Origin of the sequence: Sphingomonas pollutisoli (assembly GCF_029167165.1) — a bacterium.
Classification (GTDB): Bacteria; Pseudomonadota; Alphaproteobacteria; order Sphingomonadales; family Sphingomonadaceae; genus Sphingomonas; species Sphingomonas pollutisoli.
This window is the reverse complement of the sequence record NZ_JARFNJ010000013.1, coordinates 79,844-98,816: the sequence shown is the minus strand read 5'-3', so window position 1 is coordinate 98,816 and position 18,973 is coordinate 79,844. Positions and strand designations below refer to the sequence as shown.

Annotated in this window: 23 protein-coding genes; 20 read left to right on the top strand and 3 right to left on the bottom strand. The window is 65.9% G+C overall.

Annotation, left to right across the window (positions count from 1 at the left end; genetic code table 11):
• Positions 1-176: 176 nt before the first annotated feature.
• The 3 genes from PX554_RS22115 to PX554_RS22105 all read right to left on the bottom strand — a co-directional run bounded on the left by PX554_RS22115 (position 177) and on the right by PX554_RS22105 (position 1,570).
• Positions 177-503 (bottom strand): hypothetical protein, encoded by a 327-nt coding sequence (locus PX554_RS22115; RefSeq protein ID WP_051749592.1) that lies wholly within the window; start codon positions 501-503, stop codon positions 177-179.
• Positions 504-601: 98 nt separating this feature from the next.
• Entirely contained in the window at positions 602-934 is a 333-nt protein-coding gene (locus tag PX554_RS22110; protein ID WP_066782291.1) for a helix-turn-helix domain-containing protein, read from the bottom strand.
• Between the two features lie 138 nt (positions 935-1,072).
• On the bottom strand, positions 1,073-1,570 hold the full coding sequence (locus PX554_RS22105; RefSeq protein ID WP_126014072.1) for a hypothetical protein: 498 nt from the start codon (positions 1,568-1,570) through the stop codon (positions 1,073-1,075).
• Between the two features lie 231 nt (positions 1,571-1,801).
• Between PX554_RS22105 and PX554_RS22100 the strand changes: the two genes are divergently transcribed.
• Genes PX554_RS22100 through PX554_RS22005 form a run of 20 tightly spaced genes read left to right on the top strand, consistent with a single transcriptional unit; the run spans position 1,802 to position 18,950 of the window.
• Positions 1,802-2,056, top strand: coding sequence for a hypothetical protein (locus PX554_RS22100; protein ID WP_371262956.1), 255 nt, complete (start codon positions 1,802-1,804; stop codon positions 2,054-2,056).
• A 40-nt stretch (positions 2,057-2,096) separates the two neighbouring features.
• The gene (gene traL / locus PX554_RS22095; protein ID WP_007406330.1) at positions 2,097-2,381 is read left to right on the top strand and encodes a type IV conjugative transfer system protein TraL; all 285 of its coding nucleotides are present in this window, start codon (positions 2,097-2,099) and stop codon (positions 2,379-2,381) included.
• On the top strand, positions 2,382-2,969 hold the full coding sequence (locus tag PX554_RS22090) for a type IV conjugative transfer system protein TraE (RefSeq protein ID WP_007406332.1): 588 nt from the start codon (positions 2,382-2,384) through the stop codon (positions 2,967-2,969).
• Positions 2,966-3,778, top strand: coding sequence for a type-F conjugative transfer system secretin TraK (locus PX554_RS22085; protein ID WP_007406304.1), 813 nt, complete (start codon positions 2,966-2,968; stop codon positions 3,776-3,778). Before PX554_RS22090 ends, PX554_RS22085 begins: the two co-directional genes overlap by 4 nt.
• Complete coding sequence (locus PX554_RS22080) at positions 3,775-5,094, top strand: TraB/VirB10 family protein (RefSeq protein WP_275504560.1); 1,320 nt, start codon at positions 3,775-3,777, stop codon at positions 5,092-5,094. Before PX554_RS22085 ends, PX554_RS22080 begins: the two co-directional genes overlap by 4 nt.
• Positions 5,095-5,114: 20 nt before the next feature.
• The gene (locus PX554_RS22075; protein WP_275504559.1) at positions 5,115-5,927 is read left to right on the top strand and encodes a DsbC family protein; all 813 of its coding nucleotides are present in this window, start codon (positions 5,115-5,117) and stop codon (positions 5,925-5,927) included.
• Positions 5,924-6,709 (top strand): conjugation transfer protein, encoded by a 786-nt coding sequence (locus tag PX554_RS22070; protein WP_010409254.1) that lies wholly within the window; start codon positions 5,924-5,926, stop codon positions 6,707-6,709. Before PX554_RS22075 ends, PX554_RS22070 begins: the two co-directional genes overlap by 4 nt.
• Before the next feature lie 5 nt (positions 6,710-6,714).
• Positions 6,715-9,279 (top strand): type IV secretion system protein TraC, encoded by a 2,565-nt coding sequence (gene traC / locus PX554_RS22065; protein WP_007406319.1) that lies wholly within the window; start codon positions 6,715-6,717, stop codon positions 9,277-9,279.
• The gene (locus PX554_RS22060) at positions 9,276-9,650 is read left to right on the top strand and encodes a hypothetical protein (protein ID WP_024310622.1); all 375 of its coding nucleotides are present in this window, start codon (positions 9,276-9,278) and stop codon (positions 9,648-9,650) included. The genes traC and PX554_RS22060 overlap by 4 nt, the downstream gene beginning before the upstream one ends.
• Positions 9,643-10,323: a TrbI F-type domain-containing protein gene (locus PX554_RS22055; RefSeq protein WP_024310621.1), complete on the top strand. Its 681-nt coding sequence runs from the start codon at positions 9,643-9,645 to the stop codon at positions 10,321-10,323. Before PX554_RS22060 ends, PX554_RS22055 begins: the two co-directional genes overlap by 8 nt.
• Positions 10,307-10,900, top strand: a complete 594-nt coding sequence (locus PX554_RS22050) for a S26 family signal peptidase (protein WP_024310620.1) — start codon at positions 10,307-10,309, stop codon at positions 10,898-10,900. Before PX554_RS22055 ends, PX554_RS22050 begins: the two co-directional genes overlap by 17 nt.
• Positions 10,897-11,556 carry a type-F conjugative transfer system protein TraW gene (gene traW, locus PX554_RS22045; protein WP_066760152.1) on the top strand — a complete coding sequence of 220 codons (660 nt, stop codon included), beginning with the start codon at positions 10,897-10,899 and terminating at the stop codon, positions 11,554-11,556. The genes PX554_RS22050 and traW overlap by 4 nt, the downstream gene beginning before the upstream one ends.
• Entirely contained in the window at positions 11,553-11,840 is a 288-nt protein-coding gene (locus tag PX554_RS22040) for a hypothetical protein (protein WP_275504558.1), read from the top strand. The genes traW and PX554_RS22040 overlap by 4 nt, the downstream gene beginning before the upstream one ends.
• A complete protein-coding gene (locus PX554_RS22035; RefSeq protein ID WP_007406338.1) occupies positions 11,837-12,283 on the top strand; it encodes a hypothetical protein in 447 nt (148 codons plus the stop codon). The genes PX554_RS22040 and PX554_RS22035 overlap by 4 nt, the downstream gene beginning before the upstream one ends.
• Positions 12,280-13,293, top strand: a complete 1,014-nt coding sequence (traU, locus tag PX554_RS22030) for a conjugal transfer pilus assembly protein TraU (protein ID WP_024310618.1) — start codon at positions 12,280-12,282, stop codon at positions 13,291-13,293. Before PX554_RS22035 ends, traU begins: the two co-directional genes overlap by 4 nt.
• Positions 13,294-13,302: 9 nt before the next feature.
• Complete coding sequence (gene trbC, locus PX554_RS22025) at positions 13,303-14,046, top strand: type-F conjugative transfer system pilin assembly protein TrbC (protein WP_024310617.1); 744 nt, start codon at positions 13,303-13,305, stop codon at positions 14,044-14,046.
• A 3-nt stretch (positions 14,047-14,049) separates the two neighbouring features.
• Positions 14,050-16,194: a conjugal transfer protein TraN gene (locus tag PX554_RS22020; RefSeq protein WP_275504557.1), complete on the top strand. Its 2,145-nt coding sequence runs from the start codon at positions 14,050-14,052 to the stop codon at positions 16,192-16,194.
• Positions 16,191-16,598, top strand: coding sequence for a hypothetical protein (locus tag PX554_RS22015; RefSeq protein WP_275504556.1), 408 nt, complete (start codon positions 16,191-16,193; stop codon positions 16,596-16,598). Before PX554_RS22020 ends, PX554_RS22015 begins: the two co-directional genes overlap by 4 nt.
• Before the next feature lies 1 nt (position 16,599).
• Positions 16,600-17,508: a conjugal transfer protein TraF gene (gene traF, locus PX554_RS22010; protein ID WP_275504555.1), complete on the top strand. Its 909-nt coding sequence runs from the start codon at positions 16,600-16,602 to the stop codon at positions 17,506-17,508.
• On the top strand, positions 17,508-18,950 hold the full coding sequence (locus PX554_RS22005) for a conjugal transfer protein TraH (RefSeq protein WP_126014079.1): 1,443 nt from the start codon (positions 17,508-17,510) through the stop codon (positions 18,948-18,950). Before traF ends, PX554_RS22005 begins: the two co-directional genes overlap by 1 nt.
• Positions 18,951-18,973 lie beyond the last annotated feature (23 nt).

Genomic DNA, 18,973 nt, shown 5'->3' with positions numbered 1-18,973 from the left:
AACATCAACCCCCTGACGAGGTCCGCACTCCGCTAATCTACGCCGCGAGTTGTGCCGAATGTTCTGACGACGGACAGTCAGCACCTTCGAAATAGGTGTGAGCGAAGCCGTAATTCTCGGGGCTGTGCGGCAGTCGATGCTCGTCGAGAAAATCGACAATGGCATGACCCGACTCGTCAGCTGGTGGCCTTTGCCGCATGTCCGTGGTCCGCTGTCTCGTGGTTTGAAGCCTCGGGTTCGGCCAGCGATGGTGGCGAACGGAAGCCCTCTGGCCCTAGAAATTCGTATTTGAGATATCGATCGGAGTCGATGCGCTCGAAAACCGCGTTGATGACAGCTTCCCTGGAGCCGAGGCCCAGACGATCCTGAAGTCGCTCTGCGATCGCTAATGCTACGGGCGACAGCGCCACGGTCGACCGCCGGTACCCCGCATTGTCTTCCCGCTCCTTTTTCAGGCGCATGGACCGCGTGCTTTTTTTGATCTCGGATGGGTCGCTGGGCATAAGCAAGCGTCATTCTGCCACTCGGACGCTTAGCGCAAGGTGATGTGACGGTAAGACGGGGCGGTACATTTCGAGACTGGTAGTGTCGACGACCGACTTCAGCCGGTCAGCCCAGTTCGACCGATGCCGCGTTCGGAGCCAGTCACTATCTCGGGGATGTCGGGATCGGAAAGGATTGCCGAGAAATACTCGAGGCTTTCGGTAACTGCGGTCGCGAACCTCGGGCTGTAGTACACCATCGGCTCGTGAAGGATGTCGACGGCGATATAGGCGCGGACAGGGTCGATCTGCAGGATATCAACAAACTGGTCGATCAGTCGCCCTGTGAAGGGCGTTTGGCCGGCTCGGATTTTGTTGACGAGGCTAAGGCTCTTGCCGAGGCGGCGAGCCATTTCGGCATTTGTCACTTTCTTCAGACGCCACTCAGCCATGAACAACGCGTGAAGACGTTGTTGCCGATCTTCGCAGACTGAAGCCTTTGTAGACTGGTGGTACATACTGCGACCCCCGTTAGGGGTCTAATACGCATCTATCCGTTCACGTTGTCAACCACCGCCACGCAGCGCGATTCATGAACTCTCCGTAAATGTTCCATGAAATGCGGCGAGTAGCCCGATAATGAAGGTGAGCCGAATTGGCGCAAGCGATCCGGATGCGTCGCCAGCATGGGCACGCGCGCGCTGAAACAGGTCATTCTGGTGCATCTGAATGCGTAACGTGACCCGAATCGGACCGGGGATGTCGGCATCTCGCGCCTCGTGAACAAAGGGGGCAGGATCACGGCAAACGACGAAATTCTCCAACCCTTTCATAGAGGTAGCGGAAACAGTCTCAAATCCGCATGTGGCCAATGAATGAATGCGCATCGCATCCACGGCGAGGCGGAACAGCGAGTGATCCACTTTGAAGGTATAAAGCGCCTGGGGCATATCGGACCGTACGACAAAGCGGCGGGTGTCGCCATCGGCCGCATAAAGCCGACCAGATGCGATACGATGCGTAACCGGATCTCCTCCGGCAAGGCGCATCAACAAATAGTGTAATTTTTTTACACTGATCCAAGTCATACCGCCTTAGAATCCGCAGTAGGCGGGGCGTTGTTCCGGGCGACCAAGATGTACTTGGCGCGAGACAAATAGTGTAATTTTTTTCCATCTTGCGGGAGTCAGTTTCTTCCTCCCTTTTAAGGGTGACGCAGCAATCCGCTTCGTCTTTCAAGGGGAAAGAGCATGTCTGCACTTTCAATGCCGAAGGGTGGCCAGATCAATGGCGTCCTTCTCGGCCTGGCGATCATCGCGATGGTGATGGTCCTGGGCGCGTCGGCGGCGTTCGCCGGCGCCGATACGACGTTCAATACCGCGCTGACGAAGTTCACGGACTTCCTCGAGGGCTCGGGCGGCAAGATCATCACCGTCATGAGCCTGGCCGGCGGCATCGTCGCGCTGGCGTCGGGCCGCTTCAGCCTCGGCCAGGTGGCCGTTCCCGTCGCCGTCGGTGTCGGCGCGGGCACGGGTATCCCGATCGTCACCTCGACCGTCACCGCGACGATCTGAGGCGTCGGCTGGATCAACCGCTGGGAGGGCGGCTTAGCTTATGGACCGGTACACCATCCCTTCGCATCTCGACGACCCGGAGCTGATCGGCTTCTGGACGCTGGACGAGTTCCTCGCGATGGCGATCCCCTTCATCTGGGGGATCCTGTCGCAGCACGTCGTGATCGGATTGATGGTCTCGTTGCTCGGATGGTGGGGATTTCGGAAACTCAAAGCCGGCAAGGCCACGTCGTGGATTCTCCACATGGCCTACTGGCACCTGCCGTCGAGTTTTACCGGGCTGAAGGCGACGCCGCCCTCCCACCTTCGCGTGATGGTGGGCTAAATGGATTATTCTGTCGGTCTCGCGCAGTCGCAGCGCGTCCTCAAGCAGCGCAACATGCTCGGCATCGTCGCGCTGGTCCTCGCGGGCCTCGTGGTGCTGCTGTTCCTAGTCGGCGCGACCCGTGACCGGGAGATCGTCCTGCAGCCGATCGTCCGCTCCCCGTTGACGCTCTCGTCGAGCGGGGTCAGCGAGCAGTATCTGGAGATGGTCACGCGCGACACCGCGCTGATGACGCTCAACCGCTCGCCCGAAAATCTCGAATACTGGATGGACTCGATCCTGGCGATCGCCACGCCGGAAGCACATGGTTCGCTCAAGCGCGACCTGATGAAGATCCTCAACGAGCAGCGCGGATCGAGCATCAGCCAGTATTTCACGCTCGCCGGCATGAAGGTCGATCCCGAGAAACTGACCTCGGAAGTGACCGGCACGCTGCACACCGTCGTCGGCTCGAAGTCGGTCACCGCCGAGCCGAAGACCTTCCGCTTCTATTGGGCGTATCGCGGCCTGACCCTCCAGCTCAAGGGCTTCGGGATGGTCACCAAGGCCGACAAGGACGCCGCGGCAACGATCGGAGACGACGCATGACCGCCTGGGTCGCAGTCGGGCTGATCGGGGGCGGGACCGCCTTCGCATCGCGCCTGTGTTCGCTATCGCGCCTGATCGGGGCGGGGATGATCGTGGCGGGCGGCGTGGTCCTCGCCGCGCCGGCCTTCGCCGACGAGCATGTGCTGGCAAAGGACAACAGCGAGGTCGCCTGCACGATGTCGAAGTCGGGGCTGACCCGCGTCAGCCTCAAGGACGATCGCTTCGCCAGCGTCTCGAAGCTGACCACCGGGGTCGATACCGACGATTTCACCGTGGTCAATGAACCGACCCGGGGCGACATCTATGTGTCGGTCCCGGAAGCCTATTCGCGGCCGAACGTGTCGTTCTTCGGCACGACGTCGAAGGGTTATGTGTACAAATTCTCGTGCCGGCTCGCCGGCGACGACGCGCAGCAGGTGTTCGTCGAGAACAAGGATATCGGTGGCGCCGCGGAAACGCAGGTCGCGGCCGTCGCGGCATCGCCGCAGGAGGCGTCCGCCACGCTGGTCCAGGCGATGTTCCAGTCCGCGCCGCTCGAAGGGTTCGAGGTCAGGCCCGCGGTCACCGACCCGGTGATGATTGGCTCGCTCAAGGTCCAGATGGTCGCCGAGTATCGCGGCGCCAGCCTCGCAGGCCGCACGCTCAGGATCGAGAACCGGGGCAAGGTTCCGGTCGCGCTGGGCGAGGGAACGATCGCACCGTCGAACGCGATCGCGGTCTCGGTCGCCAACCCCAACCTCAAGCCCGGTGAAGCCACCACCGCCTATATCGTCACGCCTTCGGGCCTCGCCAACGGAGTGCGGCCATGAGCCTCAAGGACATCTTCCAGCGTAACCGTGCCAAGCAGCTCGATACCGAGCCGGAGGAGGGCGGGGACAGGGAGCTGATGGCCGGCAACGATGCCGTCCGCAAGAAGCAGCTGCTCTACCTCGGCTGTGGTGGCGCCGTCGCGCTGGTGCTGGGCTCCTGGTACGTCATGGGCGACGATGCCAAGCTGAAGCCGGTCGGCACCGACGGGAAGGAGGTGAAGATCACCACCGACGACATGGTCAACCGGAACATGTCGCAGCGTGAATGGCAGGCCGCATCCGAAGCGCAGATGCAGTCGATCAACAATCAGCTGAAGGGCGTCGACGGCCAGCGCGCGCAGATGGAGCAGTTGCAGGCGCAGATCGCCGCGCTCCAGGGCGAGAAGCAGTCGATGGCGAGCGATGGCCAGCGGGTCATGAGCGCCTATCAGCAGGAGAACGACCAGCTTCGCCAGCAGATCGCGCAGCGTAACGCCGCGCCGGCCGCGCCGGCTCCGACGCAGATGTATGGCCCCGGCCAGCCCAATTACCGCACTCCCGGCGCGCCGATGACGGCGGGCGAGGCGGCAGCGGCTGCGGTGTCGCAGTCGCGCTCGATCAAGCTGGTGTCGTTCGAGGGCGGCCCCTCGGGCACCGCGACTCGGATCTCGGGTGGCACGACCAGCTACACCGACAGCCCCAATTACCTGCCGCCCAACTCGATCGCGAAGGCGAAGGTCATCGTCGGCGTCGACGCCTCGGCGGGGGTGCAGTCGCAGACCGATCCGCTGCCGGTGATCCTGCGCATCACCGGCCCGGCGCGCTCGGTCTACCAGAACGGCAAGCTGCTCACGACGCGGATCGAAGGCTGCGTCATCAACGGCGCGGCGCGCGGCGATCTCTCTTCCGAGAAGGTCTATGTGAAGCTGCAGCGGATGACCTGTCCGCAGGCCAATGGTCGGTTCGCGGTGTCGGACGTGAAGGGCTTCATCAGCTTCGCCGGCAAGACCGGCGTGCGCGGCCGTGTCGTCAGTCGCGAAGGCGGGCTCGTCACCCAGGCCTTCATCGCCGGGATAGCGGGCGGGTTCGGGCGTGGCTTCTCGGCCAACACCGACATGCTGCTCCAGGGCACCAACGTCACCGTCAACGGCAAGCGCCAGCAACTCGGCATCGGCGATATCGCCCAGGCTGGGATCGGCAACGGCGTCGCGCAGTCGGCCGACATGGTCAGCAAATACCTGATCGAGCGCGCCGAACAGTACCAGCCCATCATCGAGATGCCGACCGGCATCGATGTCGAGATCGTCTTCCTCGAAGGCGTCTTCATCCAGAACTGAGCCCGGAAGGAGGCGGTCACATGGCAAATACTATCATGATCGGCGCGATGGCGGGGGCGGCGATGCTGCTGACCGGCTCGGCCGAAGCGCCGATCGGCGCGCAGGTTCAGGTCGCGCTGCAGAAGCGGCTTCCCAAGACCAAGGTCGATGCGATCGACTGCTCCAAGGTCGACGGGCTGTGCGAGGTCGTGGCGGGTGCGAACTTGTTCTACGTCGACAAGTCGGCGCGCTATCTCGTCATCGGCCGCGTCTATGACATGGAGACGCGGCAGGATCTGACCGCCGCCAAGCTGCTCGCGCTCAATCCCGATATGCTGGTGGGCGGCGCGGCGAAGGCCAATGCCACGCCCGATGCGCCCGAGGCCGGCGCGGCGCGGGCGGGTGCGCGAGTCACGACCCAGCCCGCCGTCGCCCGCACGCTCGATGTGACGCGGCTGTCGAGCAAGGGTGCGATCGCGTGGGGTTCGGGCACGCAGACGGTCACCGTCTTCTCCGATTTCCGCTGCGGCTACTGCCGCGCGCTCAGTCAGGCGCTCGAGACGATGAACGTGCGCGTCATCGAGCGCCCGATCTCGGTGCTGGGAAGCCGCGAGATCGCCGACCAGGTGCTGTGCGCCCGCGATCGTCATGCGGCGGTCCGCGCGGCCTATGCGCAGAACCCGGTCCCGGCAGGCGCGAAGTGCGACACCAGCGGTCTCGATGAGAACGAGGCGTTCGCCAAGGCGCACGGCATCAACGGGACGCCCGTCATCGTCCGCTCCGACGGGGCGGTGATCGAGGGCTTCAAGCCCAAGGCCCAGCTCGTCGAATGGTTGAAGGGAGCCAAGTCGTGACCCGATCCGTGATCCGCCTGCCGGCCTGCCCGGTTTCCGACTATCGCCCGCACGCCCGCGCGAAGCGTATTGCGGCGCTGGCGACGACCGCGAGCCTGGGACTGCTCGCCAGCTGCACCACGCTGGGGACCAACATCTCGGGCAAGTTCGCGTGCGGCGCGCCCGAGGGCGGCAGCTGCTCGCCGGCGACCGTCATCGATGACAAGGCGCTGGCCGAGATCACCGGCGACAGCGGCTATCATCCGGCAGGCCCGTACCAGGCACCCGCGCGCAACAGCGGGGGAACGCAGCGGATCGCCTATGCCTCGACGCCGGTGCCGGCGCAGGCGGCGGGGGTCGGGCCGCAGAAGGTGTTGCGGATCGTGTTCCCCTCGCATGTCGACGCGGCTGGGCGCTTCCACGAGACCGCGGTCGTGCAGGCGGTGGTCGACAACGGCCAGTGGCTGGCGGCGACCGACGGCCACGGTTCGGCGCTTGCCGCGACGCAGACGCTCAACGTCAGCCCCGAGATCCTCTCGCAGCTCGGCGCGCCGATCGCCGCGCTTCCCCCGGTGCCCGCCGAGGTCGCGCAGGTCGCCGCCCCGGCAGCGGCCGCAGGTGCGGCGAGCGCGGTCGGCGCACCAAGTGCGGCAGCGGTCGCGGCCGCGCGGGCCAGGGCGCGCGACGCGGCTGCTGGCAAGGGTGTGCCGATCGCCGCGACGCAGAAGCCGGCTTCGCCCGAACTCGCGTCGAGCACGCCGGGTAACCGCCCAGCGACCTTCTCGCCGCGCGTGGAGGACTGATCGTCATGGCGAAGACCGGCTTCATAGCCCGCCTGCTCGGCGATACGCGCGCACCCGACCAGGGAACACCCTCGCATGGCGCGCCGATGCTGTCGCAGTGGCTGCCGTATCGCAGCTACGACGCGCGGCACGACCTGTTCTACCAGACCGACAGCATCGCGTTCGCGCTGGAACTCGCGCCGCTCATGGGTGCGGACGAGCGCACCGGGGAGATCATCGCGCAGATGCTGTCCGAGAGCGTCCCGCCCAGCGCGCGGGTCCAGCTGCTCGCATTCCAGAGCCCGCGTGTGGGCGCGCTGATCGCGCAATATGCGCTGCCGCGCTACAAGGCGGGCGGCATCCATCGCAAGATCGCCGAGCGGCGGTCGGCGTTCCTGCGTCACGGCGCATGGGTATCGATGTCGAAGGACGGACCGTTCCACGTCCGCAACCATCGCATCTTCCTGTCGGTCTCGATCCGTAGCGGGAAGGCGACACCGGAGGAGCTGACCGGCGTCCGCGACAGCATCGTCTCGACGCTGCAGTCGATCGACATGCCGGCAACCCGGCTGAAGCCGGTCGATCTGATCGCGCTGATCGACGACATCACCGCGCCGGCGTTCGACGTCTCCGACCACGTCTCGGAATATTCAGAACTCGATCCGATCGCCGACCAATGCGTGCGGCGCGACGTCCAGACCGTCGTCCAGGCCGACCGCCTGCTGGTATCGGTCGAGCCGCTGCGCGCGGTGACGAACCTGTCGGGCGAGACGCAGTATCAGGAGATCCGGCCCGACACGTTCGACTATCGCTTCTTCTCGGTCAGGAACCTGCCGAACCGCTGGGCGCCGTGGGACGTGCAGAAGCTGATCGGCGACATGTTCTCCGACAAGCTGCGCCCGGGGTGCCCGACTCTCACGTCGCTATGCCTGTGCTACCAGGACGAACAGGCCGCCTCGTCTAAGGCCGGTTACAAGTTCATGCGTACGTCGAGCCTGGCGGACTCGAAGTCGGCGCGGCTGCTCCCGCAGCTGAAGGACCAGAGCCGCGAATGGGAGCATGTCACCCAGGAGCTGCGTCTCGGCAAGAAGCTGGTGCAGGCCTATTATGCGGTAGGCATCATCAGCCCGAAGGGGCAGGGGGACGCTAACGAGCGCACCGTCAAGTCGATGTACAAGGCGGCCGGGTGGGACCTGCTCGACGAGCGGTTCCTCCAGATCATGGCGTTCATGTCGTGTCTGCCGATGACGCTCGGCAACGGGCTCGACAGCGACCTGAAGCGCATGAAGCGGCTGCGCACGATGCTGACCTCGACCGCGGCGAATATGCTGCCGATCCAGGGCGAGTATCTCGGCGGGCATCTGCCGCACCTGATGTTCATCGGGCGGCGCGGCCAGCCCTTCTTCTGGTCGCCGTTCGAGAACAAGGCCGGCAACCACAATGTCGCGGTGTTCGGCAAGTCCGGCTCGGGCAAGTCGGTCGCGCTGCAGGAGCTGTGCGCGGCGTTCGCCGGCGTGGGCGCCAAGATCATCGTGATCGATGACGGCCGCTCGTTCGAGCATATGGCCAAGAGCCTGGGCGGCAACTTCGTCGAGTTTCGCCTGCGCGACGGGTTCAGCCTCAATCCGTTCTCGATGATCGACGAGACGCTGGTGGCGCAGGACGAGGATTATCTCGTCGACGCGCTGGCGATGCTCAAGTCGATCATCGGGCAGATGGGCCGTCACATCGACAAGCTCAACGACACCGAGCGCGGTCTGATCGATCGTGCGGTCAACCAGGTGTGGGAGGCCAAGGGCAGGGGAGGGTGCGTCGACGACGTGATCGAGGCGCTCGGCTCCGACGGCTCTGTGCAGGGGACGGATCTCGCGATCGCGATGTTCCCGTTCTCGGGAAAGGGCACCTACGGCAGCTTCTTCACCGGTGAGGCGTCGGTGGACATGTCGAACGCGCTAACGGTGTTCGAACTCTCGGACCTGTCGAGCCGCGAGGAACTGCGCTCGGTCGTGCTGACCGCGATCATGTTCATGTCGTCGCAGACCATGCGCCGCATGGACCGCCAGATCCCCAAGGCGCTGCTGATCGACGAGGCGTGGCAGATGCTGCGCGGTGGGTCGATGGCCGATTTCGTCGAGACCTACAGCCGAACCTGCCGCAAATATGGCGCCTCGCTCATCACCGCGACGCAGAGCCTCAACGACTATTACAAGTCGGAAGGGAGCCTCGCGGCGCTGGAGAACTCCGACTGGTCGGTCATCCTGATGCAGAAGCCCGACACGATCTCGGACTTCCAGAAGCACGGCCGCTTCGACATGGACCCCTACACCGAAAGCCTGCTGCGTTCGCTGAAGCGCAACGGCGCGGAATATTCCGACATCCTCATCAAGGGGCCGGAATCGATGGCGGTCGGGCGGCTCGTCCTCGATAAATATTCGGCGACGCTCTATTCCTCCAGCCCGCAGACCTTCGCCGATATCGAGCATCTGATCGACCTCGGCTGTTCGATGGACGAGGCGATCGAACGCGTCGCCTTCCCCGAGGAATATCGCGACAATCCTCCGGGCGAGCCCTGGGTGGAGGCGGCGGAATGAACGCCTTCACGCACGAGCGCGACTGGCGTACGCCGACCGCGACCGACTGGAAACGCACGGGCACGCGCGCGATCGGCGACGCCTGCTACATCCTGTTGCGGGTGTCGGGCTGGATGGCGATGACGCTGCTCGCGACCTTCGGCGTCGCGATCCTGTTCTTCCTGATGCTAGGCGACTTCACCGCGCTCGGCTTCTTCTCGCAGGTCGCCAACCTCGGCACGCGCTTCGTCGCGGCCGACCAGGCACGCCGCGCGGCGTTCGGCGACCAGCTGTTCGTCGTGTGGCTGGTCGCGTTCGGCATCGTCGCCGTGACCCGCGTGCGCCTGCTCGGCGCGATCATCACTTCCACGAAAGGCCCCCGTCATGGTTGATGTTCTCGATCGTCCCGAGGTCGCGTCCGCGGCGGTGCAACCGTCCGCTCCGGCCCCGGCACCCCGTGATGACGCTGCCGGTGCGGCACCGCGCCGTCCGGTCGCGGACAAGGTGGATCGCCGCAAGCCGCAGGGCCTGCCCGTCATCGCCTATGTCGCGGTCGCGCTGGCGGTCGCGGTACTGCTCTGGGGGGCGTGGGTGACCAAGCATCTCCTTGCCCCGCCCGCGACCGTGCCGATGGCGAGCGTCCGGCTCGAAGGCATCGTCTCGGAATATGTCCAGGCGCAGAGCCACAGTAACGGCCAGCCCCAACAGGTGGCCGCGCAGACCCAGGCCTTCATGTCCGCGCTCGACGACGAGATGAAGAAGGTCGGCGCGAGCGGCACCACCGTCCTCGTCGGCGAGGCGGTCCTCTCGAAGAACGTCCCCGATATCACCGACCAGATCCGCCGCGCGGTCTTCGCGCGCGTGCCGCTCCCCGCGGCCGCGCCGAACACCCCGGCCGGTCCCGCGGTCGGTGCGATGCTTCCCCAAGCCTCCGGGAACGTCGCGCCGGCCGCGCCAGGGGCGGCGGTCCCGACCGCTTCGCCGTTCGGGCCTGCGCCGGTCTCGCCGGTCGAGGCGACGGTCACCCAGTCCGCGCCGGGAGGGGTCGATGGCAGCGGCAACTGAGGCGCTGGCGCGGGTCGGTCATGCGGCTCCCACGGCGGTTGACGTCGCCGGGGACCGCGCGGCCCGCAAGGCGCTGATCGTCAAGCGGGTCCGCCAGTGGAGCGCGGTCGCGCTGCTCGGGATCGTGTGGGGCGGCTACAACTCGATCGCCGCGTGGCGCGAGACGCACGCCTTCATGATAAACGCGAGCGAGAGCCTCCCCAACTGGGCGTTCTTCATCCAGCGCGGCCGCGTGCCCGCCAAGGGCGACTATGTGTTCTTCGCGCCGCCCGAGGGCGAGCTGGTGCGCCGCCACTTCGGACCGGATTCGGGACCGTTCGGCAAGCGCGTGATCGGCGAGGCCGGGGCGCTGGTCGAGCATCGCGGGAAATGGGTCTATGTCGACGGCGTCCGCGTCGCGCACATGAAGCCGCGCTCGCGCTTCGGCGAGGTGCTGACGCCGGGACCGGTCGGGCGCGTTCCCGAGGGCTGCTATTATGTCGGCACCGCACACCCCGACGGGTTCGACAGCCGCTACGGCGAGATCGGCTTTGCCTGCGCGAAGCAGATCATCGGCACCGGGACGCCGATCCTGTGATCCGGCGCGCGGGCCTTTTCGGCGGAACCCTGGGCGTGGCGCTGGTCGCCTCGTCGTCCTGGCCGATCGTGCAGGGCGCGCTCGCAAAGGATCACGGCGTGATGGGCCAGACCTGGGCGATCGCCGAGCCGGATCTGCTGGCGACGATCGATATCCGGCTGAAGACGCTGCAGGCCAATGGCGGCATCGAGCGCATGCAGACGGCGCTGCGTGAAAAAACCGAGGAACGTGTCCGCAACCCGATCCCCGTCGCCGGCATCGGCGCGGTGCGCGAGAGCCGCAGCTGGACGTTCGACCCGACGATCGTGCTCGATCAGGACATCCAGGACCAGAAGGGCCGGCTCGTCGCGCGCGCCGGGCAGCGGGTCAATCCGCTGTCGTTCGTCGCGATGAAGACCGACCTCGTGTTTATCGACGGCCGCGACGATGCGCAGGTCGACTGGGCGCTGAAGCGGTGGACCGCGCAGAATGCCAAGATCATCTTCGTCGCCGGCTCGCCGTTCAACCGCATGGGCGAGAAGAAGCGCCGCTTCTTCTTCGACCAGCAGGGCAAGCTCACCAGCCATTTCGGGATCGCGCGCGTCCCCGCCGTGGTCGAACCGGCGGGCCAGGTGCTCAAGATCAGCGAGATCGAGATGTCGGGAGCGGGCGCATGATGTGGCTCGATATTCTCAGGACGCCGATGGCCGCGCCCGAGACGCCGGCCCTCAAGGCGATGCGGCTCGCGATCCTGTGGTCGGCGATCGAACTGGCGATCGCCATCTGCGCGTTGCAGCCGCTGCGCGCGGTGCTCGGCGCCGGGGCAGGGGGCGCGCTTGCCGGACTGGTGCTGGCGCTGGTCGTGCTGGTGCCGGTGTATGTGATCGCCAAGAACCGGGCCGATAACGCTTTCCTTGACGCAAGCCTCGCGGCGCAGCCGGACGGGGAGGGCAGGGCATGACGACTGAGCGCATCAGCCTGATCGCGCGCTACGCGCTTCTGTGTGTCGCGGCAGTCGGCTTCGGGTGGACATATGTTCTCGCCATATTCGCGCTGTTCCCGGCCTGGATGTTCTTTCCCGTCGTCGCCTTGTCGATGGTCGTATCGATCGCGACCGTGGCGTTGCTCTCGAGCGTCCCTGCGCTGCTGTTCCTGTCCCGCGTGCATTGCGAGATCGAGTCCCTCGTACGAAGGCTTCTCGGGGGCCGTGCCGATCCGGTGACCGCCGCGTCGATCGGAAACGAAATCGATGTCGTCCTTGCCGAAAGCGGGCGGACGATATCGGTTGGCAAACGCCGTGCGCTGGTGCGCGCGCTGGCCGATCAGTCGATAAGCTTCGATGGACGCGACCGCGCCCGGATGGTGCCCCTGGTCATCGCTTTCTCCGAGGAGCCCGGCGCATGATCCGCCGCCTGCTCACCCTGCTCGGCATGATCGCCGCGTTCGCGCTGCTGCCGGCGCCGGCGAGCGCGCTCCCGGCCAACTGCACCGGCAAGTTCGTCAACCCGATCACCGACGTCTGCTGGTCGTGCCTGTTCCCGCTGTCGGTGGGCGGCGCGCACATCTGGCCGGGGAGCCGACCCGATACCAAGAACCCAAGCCTGCCGGTCTGTGCGTGCGGTTCGCCGATCCCGCGCATCGGCATCTCGATCGGCTTCTGGGAACCGGCGCGGCTCGTCGATGTGACCACCAAGCCGTGGTGCTTCCCGAATCTCGGCGGACTTCGCCTCAATCCGGGGCTCGATATCGGGCAGGGGCAGTATACCGGCCCGCTCATCAAGGGCGGCGCGACCCAGGCCAGCGCCAACTGGCAGGCGCATTATTACGTCTATCCCTTGCTCTACTGGATGGAGATCCTGACCGACTTCCTGTGTTTCGAACAGGCGTCGTTCGACGTCGCCTACATGACCGAGATCGATCCCTTGTGGAACGACGACGTGCTGACCACGCTCATCAACCCCGAGGTCGCACTGTTCAACAATCCGATCGCGGTCGCCGCCTGCGCGGCCGACTGCGTCGCGGCGAGCGCGAAGCTGCCGATCGACCCGATGTTCTGGTGCTCGGGCTGCAACGGCTCGATGTTCCCGATGAACGGCAACATCGCGGCGCACAATTCGCCGGTCCAGTCGTCGCGTCTCGCGGCCGAGCGGCTCCTGTTCAAGATGCACCGGCAGGGGCTGGCGTGGGGCACCGCGGGATCGAAGGCGCTCTGCAACAAGTACGTCATGCCGATCCTGAAGAAGTCGCAATACCGCATCCAGATGACCAATCCGACGCCCACGGTGAGCGGCAAATATGCCTGCTCGCCGATCGGCGCGACGACGCTCCCGCCCGACGCGGGCCGGGCCTTCCCCGTCAAGGGCGAGGACTTCGGCTACCTGCTCTGGCGCAAGCGCAACTGCTGCATGCTGTGAGGATCTGACATGAAGAAGTTCCTCCTTTCCGCGCTCGCCATCGCCTCGATCGGCACCGGCTGCGCCGTTCTCGCCCAGACCGTCGAGGGGCTCGATCTCGACGCGATCCGCGCGCGATCGGCCAAGTCCGAACAGGACGCGACCGCGCTCGTGAATGAGGTCGAGCGCCGCGGCGACGCGTTCCGCAAGGATGCGCAGACCGTGCAGGCGGTCGCGCTGGAACAGATGCGCACGATCGACAAGGCGAACCTGCCCAGGGGGCCGGCGGGCGCGGTCGACTTCGACGAGATGATCCAGGCCGCCTCGGCCAACCTCAAGGAGGCCCAAGGCACCGCGCCGCAGTTCATGGTGTTCGTGTCCACCTCGATGCCCGAACAGGCGCTGAAGCGGATCATCGCCGATACCTCGGCCGCTGGCGGCGTCGTGGTGTTCCGGGGCTTCCCCGGCAATTCGGGGAAGGCGTTCATCGCCGCGCTCTCCAAGGTGGTCGAGAAGGACCAGCAGTTCGCCTCGATCGGGATCGACCCGCGCCTGTTCCGAGCGTTCGACGTCACCGCGGTCCCGACGATGGTGGTCTCGTCGAGCGACTTCACGCCGTGCGACGGGCTCACCTGCAAGACGACGCCGCCTCCGTTCGATCGCATCGAGGGCAATGTCACCGTGCGCTACGCGCTGGAGACGTTCGCGGGCGAGAACGGCCCCGGCGCGCTGGTCGCGCGGACCGCGCTCGCCAACCTCGGCCGGAATCCCTGAGCCATGCGAGGGGGGCGCCTCCTCATCGGTCTCCTGGCGCCGGTCCTGGCAGCGCAGGCGCTCGCCCAGGCCCAGTCCACCCAGCAGGGCCAGCAGGGCCAGCAGGGCACCGGCGACTTCTACGGCCTGGGCGATTACACCTACTTCAGCGACACGACCCCCAAGCCTACCCCGACCCCCACACCCTCATCCGCGCCGGTTGCAAAGACGACGGTGACCAGTGTCGCCGAGCCGAGCGCGGCTCCCGCGCGGACCACCGCCAGCACCGCCCGCACGGTGCAGCCCGCGGCATCGAGCAATGCGGTCGCGGCCGAGCCGAGCGCGCAGTCGAGCAGTTCGACCTATACCTATCCCAAGGGGGATATGGCGGGCGCGCGCGCCGAGGCGAAGGCCCTGGCGACCCCAGCGCGACAGGCATCGGGCGGCATCATCTCCTCGACCGACCTTCCCTCGACGATCCCGGGCTTCAGCAGCGGCACCCAGCCCGGAGAAGCCTATGCCGACGATCCCGACGCGCTGATCGCGGCGGGTGGGTCTGCCGCTGGCGCGAACGAGGCATGGCAGATCGTCACCGATCCGGGCCGCAAGGTCGTGACCGTGCCCGCCGGCGACCTCACGCGCGCGCAGGACGTGGAGAAGGACCCAAACAGCTATCTGGCCGGTCAGTCGGTGGGCGGCACGGAAAGCAGCTGCAAGCCACTGCCACCCAATGGCACCACCGATTATTATGAGGCGACCTGCAACAAGGGCGCGAAGGTCGAGGATACGCCGGCGACCTGCACCGGCAGGATGGACCCGGTGATCGTCGATACGTTGCGGTACTTCTACTACGGCGTACGTGACCAGAACGAAGGTAACGGGTTCGCCCGCAACAGCGTGATGCAGGCCAAGGTCAGTGCCGGCATTTGCCGGGTCGAGGCGGGGACGCCGCATATCTGCGATGCGCAGATCGAATTGGGGGCGGGCGGCGGCAACGTCGAGGCCTATCGCAAGTGGTGCAAGAAGCAGTCGTCGATGAATACCACGGCGCAGCTTTACTCCTGCTCGGCCGAAATCCCCCAGGCCGAGATCCCGGCGCACCAGAATTACGCGACCGGCACGGTGTACCTCAGGAAGGAGGGCACGCGCGAGGTCACGCTGACGCGCAATGAGGGAAGCTGTCCGGCGCTGGTGTCCGACACCGCCTGCATCGCGACCGGCCCGGAGGTCTGCACCGAGGGGCCTGAGACGCGGATCATCGACGGTGTGTCGGTCACGGCATCGTGCTGGGCGTGGTCGCGCCCGTTCACCTGTCAGCGCATCACCCAGGCGTCCGATTGCAGCGATCTGGAGAACGGCGGGAAATGCACCTTCCTGCGTGACGAGTGCCTCGACGATCCGCAGTCCGGTCCGTGCCAGGTCACGACGAAGGTCTACAAATGCCCGGTCCCGACGCCGCCTTCGACCGATCCCAAGCAATATATCTGCGGTGATGACGTCTATTGCATCGACGGCGAATGCGAACCGGTCGAGCGCGAGGCGTCGACCGAGTTCAAGGACGCCGTGGTCGGGCTGCACGCGCTGGGCCAGGCCAATGCCGAGTTCGATCCCGATACGCTTACCCTGTTCTCGGGCAAGCGGCAGACCTGCCACAAGCCGGTGTTCGGACTGGTCAACTGCTGCGCGGGCAAGGCCTCGGGCCTCATCACGACCGCTGCCGGCGCGGCCGCGATCGCGGGCGGGCCGGTGGCGATCGCCGCGCTCGCGACGCCGTTCCTCACGATGTTCATGTGCTCGAACGACGAGAAGCTGCTCGACGTGCAGGACCGGATGGGGATGTGCCACAAGTTGGGCGAATATTGCTCGGACAAGGTGCTGGGCATCTGCACCTCCAAGAAGACGGCCTATTGCTGCTTCGAGAGCAAGCTGTCGCGCATCCTGCAGGAACAGGGCCGCCCGCAGATCAACAAGCCGTGGGGCAGCGCCAAGAAGGAAACCTGCAAGGGGTTCACGCTCGATGAATTCTCGCGCCTCGACCTGTCGGTGATGGATTTCACAGAGGTCTATGCCGAGTTCGTCGACGCCGCGAAGCTGCCCGACGAGATCGAAACCTCGCGCCAGATCCAGGAACGGATCAAGGCCTATTACGAGGCGAAGAAAAGCCAATGACCGGCGTGACGCAACTGTCGGACCATCGTCCGTTTCCCGACCTCTCGGTCGCGGAATTCGCGGTGCTGATCGCGCTCCTGCGCGCCGGACCGCACCAGGCCGGGTTCCTCATCCCGACGCTCGACAGCTGGTTCGATACGAAGCTCTGCGTCGCCGACCTCGAACCGACGATCGCGCGGCTGATCCGCGCCAACCTCATCCTGCGCCGGGGCGAGACGCTGTATCCCCGCCGGCACGCCCGCAACCTCATCATCGGGGTGTACGGCAACCTGTTCCGCATCCTCGCAGACGACATGGCGCAGCTCGTGTCGCTTCAGGAGCCGTCGCTCCTCGGGACGCTCAAATCCTACCTCACCCGCCGCGAACAGGAAGATCGCGAAAAGCAGAAACAGAAGGACGACTGACATGCGCAAGGCCCTGACCCTCGCTCTCATCCTCTCGGTCGCGTCGCCCGTGCTGACGCCGGCGACGGCGCAGGATTTGACGCCGCTGCCGGATTCGGTGTCGTCCACCCGCGATGCCGGTGAAGACGGCCGCGATGGCGGCCAGGACAGCTACGGCAGCGCGGACGATCTCGGCTCGGCCGACCGCGTCGCGGCACAGACCGGCGACGACTTCTACTGCCGCGAGCGGCGGCTCGGCACCTGGTTCTATTGCGACAAGCCGAAGGCCAGGCCCGCCGAGCAGCGATCGGCGCAGCCCGCGCGGTCGTCGGCCGAGCAGCTTGCGGCGATCTCCAAACAGCTCGAGGAACTGAAGGCGCGGGCGATCCTCGAGCCGACGCCCGAGAATATCAGCCACTATATCGCTTTCCAGCGCGAGCAGCTCGATCGCGCCTCGTCGTTCGCCGACATGTGGCAGCGCACGGTGTGGCAGAACCCTGATCTCGACTACACGCTCCAGCGCCCCGTCAGCCAGCTGGGCAAGCGGACCTGGCTCGATACGCGCAACGCCGATCGCGAGCGCGTCCTGTCGCAGATCTCGCAGCGGTACGGCGTATTCTATTTCTATTCGTCGGCGTGTGCCGCCTGCGAGACCTTCGGGCCGATCATGCGCAGCGTGTCGGATCGGTTTGGTCTGACCGTCATGGCGATCTCGCTCGATGGCGGGCCGACCCGGGCCTTCCCGAACTACACGGTCGACACCGGCCAGTACAAGGCGATGGGCATGCGCGGCCAGCAGGTGCCCGCGCTCGTCCTGTTCGACACCGTCACCAAGCAGCCGATGCCGATCGGCTACGGCGTGATGGCCGCCGACGAGGTGATGAACCGCATCTTCACACTGACCAGCGTCAAGCCCGGGAGTGACTTCTGATGGTCCGCTCGATCGTCCGCTTCTGCGCCGCGGTTCTCGCGCAGGCCAGCATGATCCTCGCGATTGGAGGTCTCGTCGCGACGCCGGCGATGGCCGACGTCCAGGGCGAGATGAACAGCTATTTCAACAAGTCGGGCGCGGCCGCGAACGTGACCGGCCCGACCGCTTTCCAGGGGCAGTCGGCGGGCTATTACTCGGGTGGTTCGCTGTGGAGCCGATTTCCGCAGAAGTCGATCAACCCGGTCAGCGTCGCGCTCCCCAGCGCGCGCGGCGGCTGTGGCGGCATCGACCTGTTCGCCGGGTCGTTCTCGTTCATCAACGCCGACGAGATCGTGGCGATGCTCAAGGCGACCGCCAACAACGCGATCGGCTTCGCCTTCCAGCTCGCGATCGACAGCATCTCCGCGCAGATCGGCGGGGTGATGAAGGACATGAGCCAGCGCGTGCAGCAGCTGAACGCGTTCAACATGTCCTCGTGCGAAGCGGCGCAGCAGGCGGTCGGCTCGCTGTGGCCGGCGATGGACGGGGCGTCCTCGACGATCTGCCAGCAGGTCGGCGGGGCGAAGGGGTTCTTCTCCGACGCGGCTGCGGCGCGCCACGGCTGCACCAACAAGGGCGAGCGTGAGGATACGATCGCGCGTGCCGGCGACGATGCCGAATTGGTCCAGTCGAAGAATTACACCTGGTATGCGCTGAACGCCAAAAGCGCGACCAAGCCGTCCCGCGAATATGCCGAGTTCCTCATGACGATGGTCGGCACGATCATCTATGACGCGACCAAGGCCAAGGACAGCATGGGCGCGTTCCAGTTCATCGCGCCGGCCAGCTGGGACACCTATCAGGCGCTGCTCGACGGCACCGCCTCGGCACCGACCGATGTGTGGCAGTGCGACACGACCGACGACAAGGGGTGTCTGAAGCCCACGCCCACCAAGCTGAGCATCTCGACCAACGAGGCGCTGCGTACGCGCGTCCTGAAGGCGATGGACAGCATGTCGGGCAAGATCCGCTCCAACGCCGCGCTGTCGGGTGACGAGATCGCGCTGCTGGGCATGACGTCGATCCCGCTCTACAAGATCCTCGTCGTCAACGAGGCGGCGCACATGGGCCTCTCGGGCGGCGATCGCGCGACGCTCGCCGAGATGGTCGCGATCGACATGCTGATGTCGATGCTCGACCGGATGCTGGACACGATCTCGCAGGCGCAGGCGGGCGCGAAGTTCGTCTCGACCGACGAGTTCAAGGCGTGGCGCGCCCAGGTCGACAGCGTGAAGACCGAGCTGTCGCGGCGCAGCGAGAAGATGGCCGGGCAGATCTCCAATACCTACCGGGTGATCCAGTACACCCAGTTCATGGAATCCACCCTCAAGAACACCATGAGCCCGCAGTTGTCGGCTTCGCTCCGGTTCGGACGCGGCCTCAGCGCGCAGGGCTTGCGGTAAACGGCGGCAAGGGAGCGACGGCG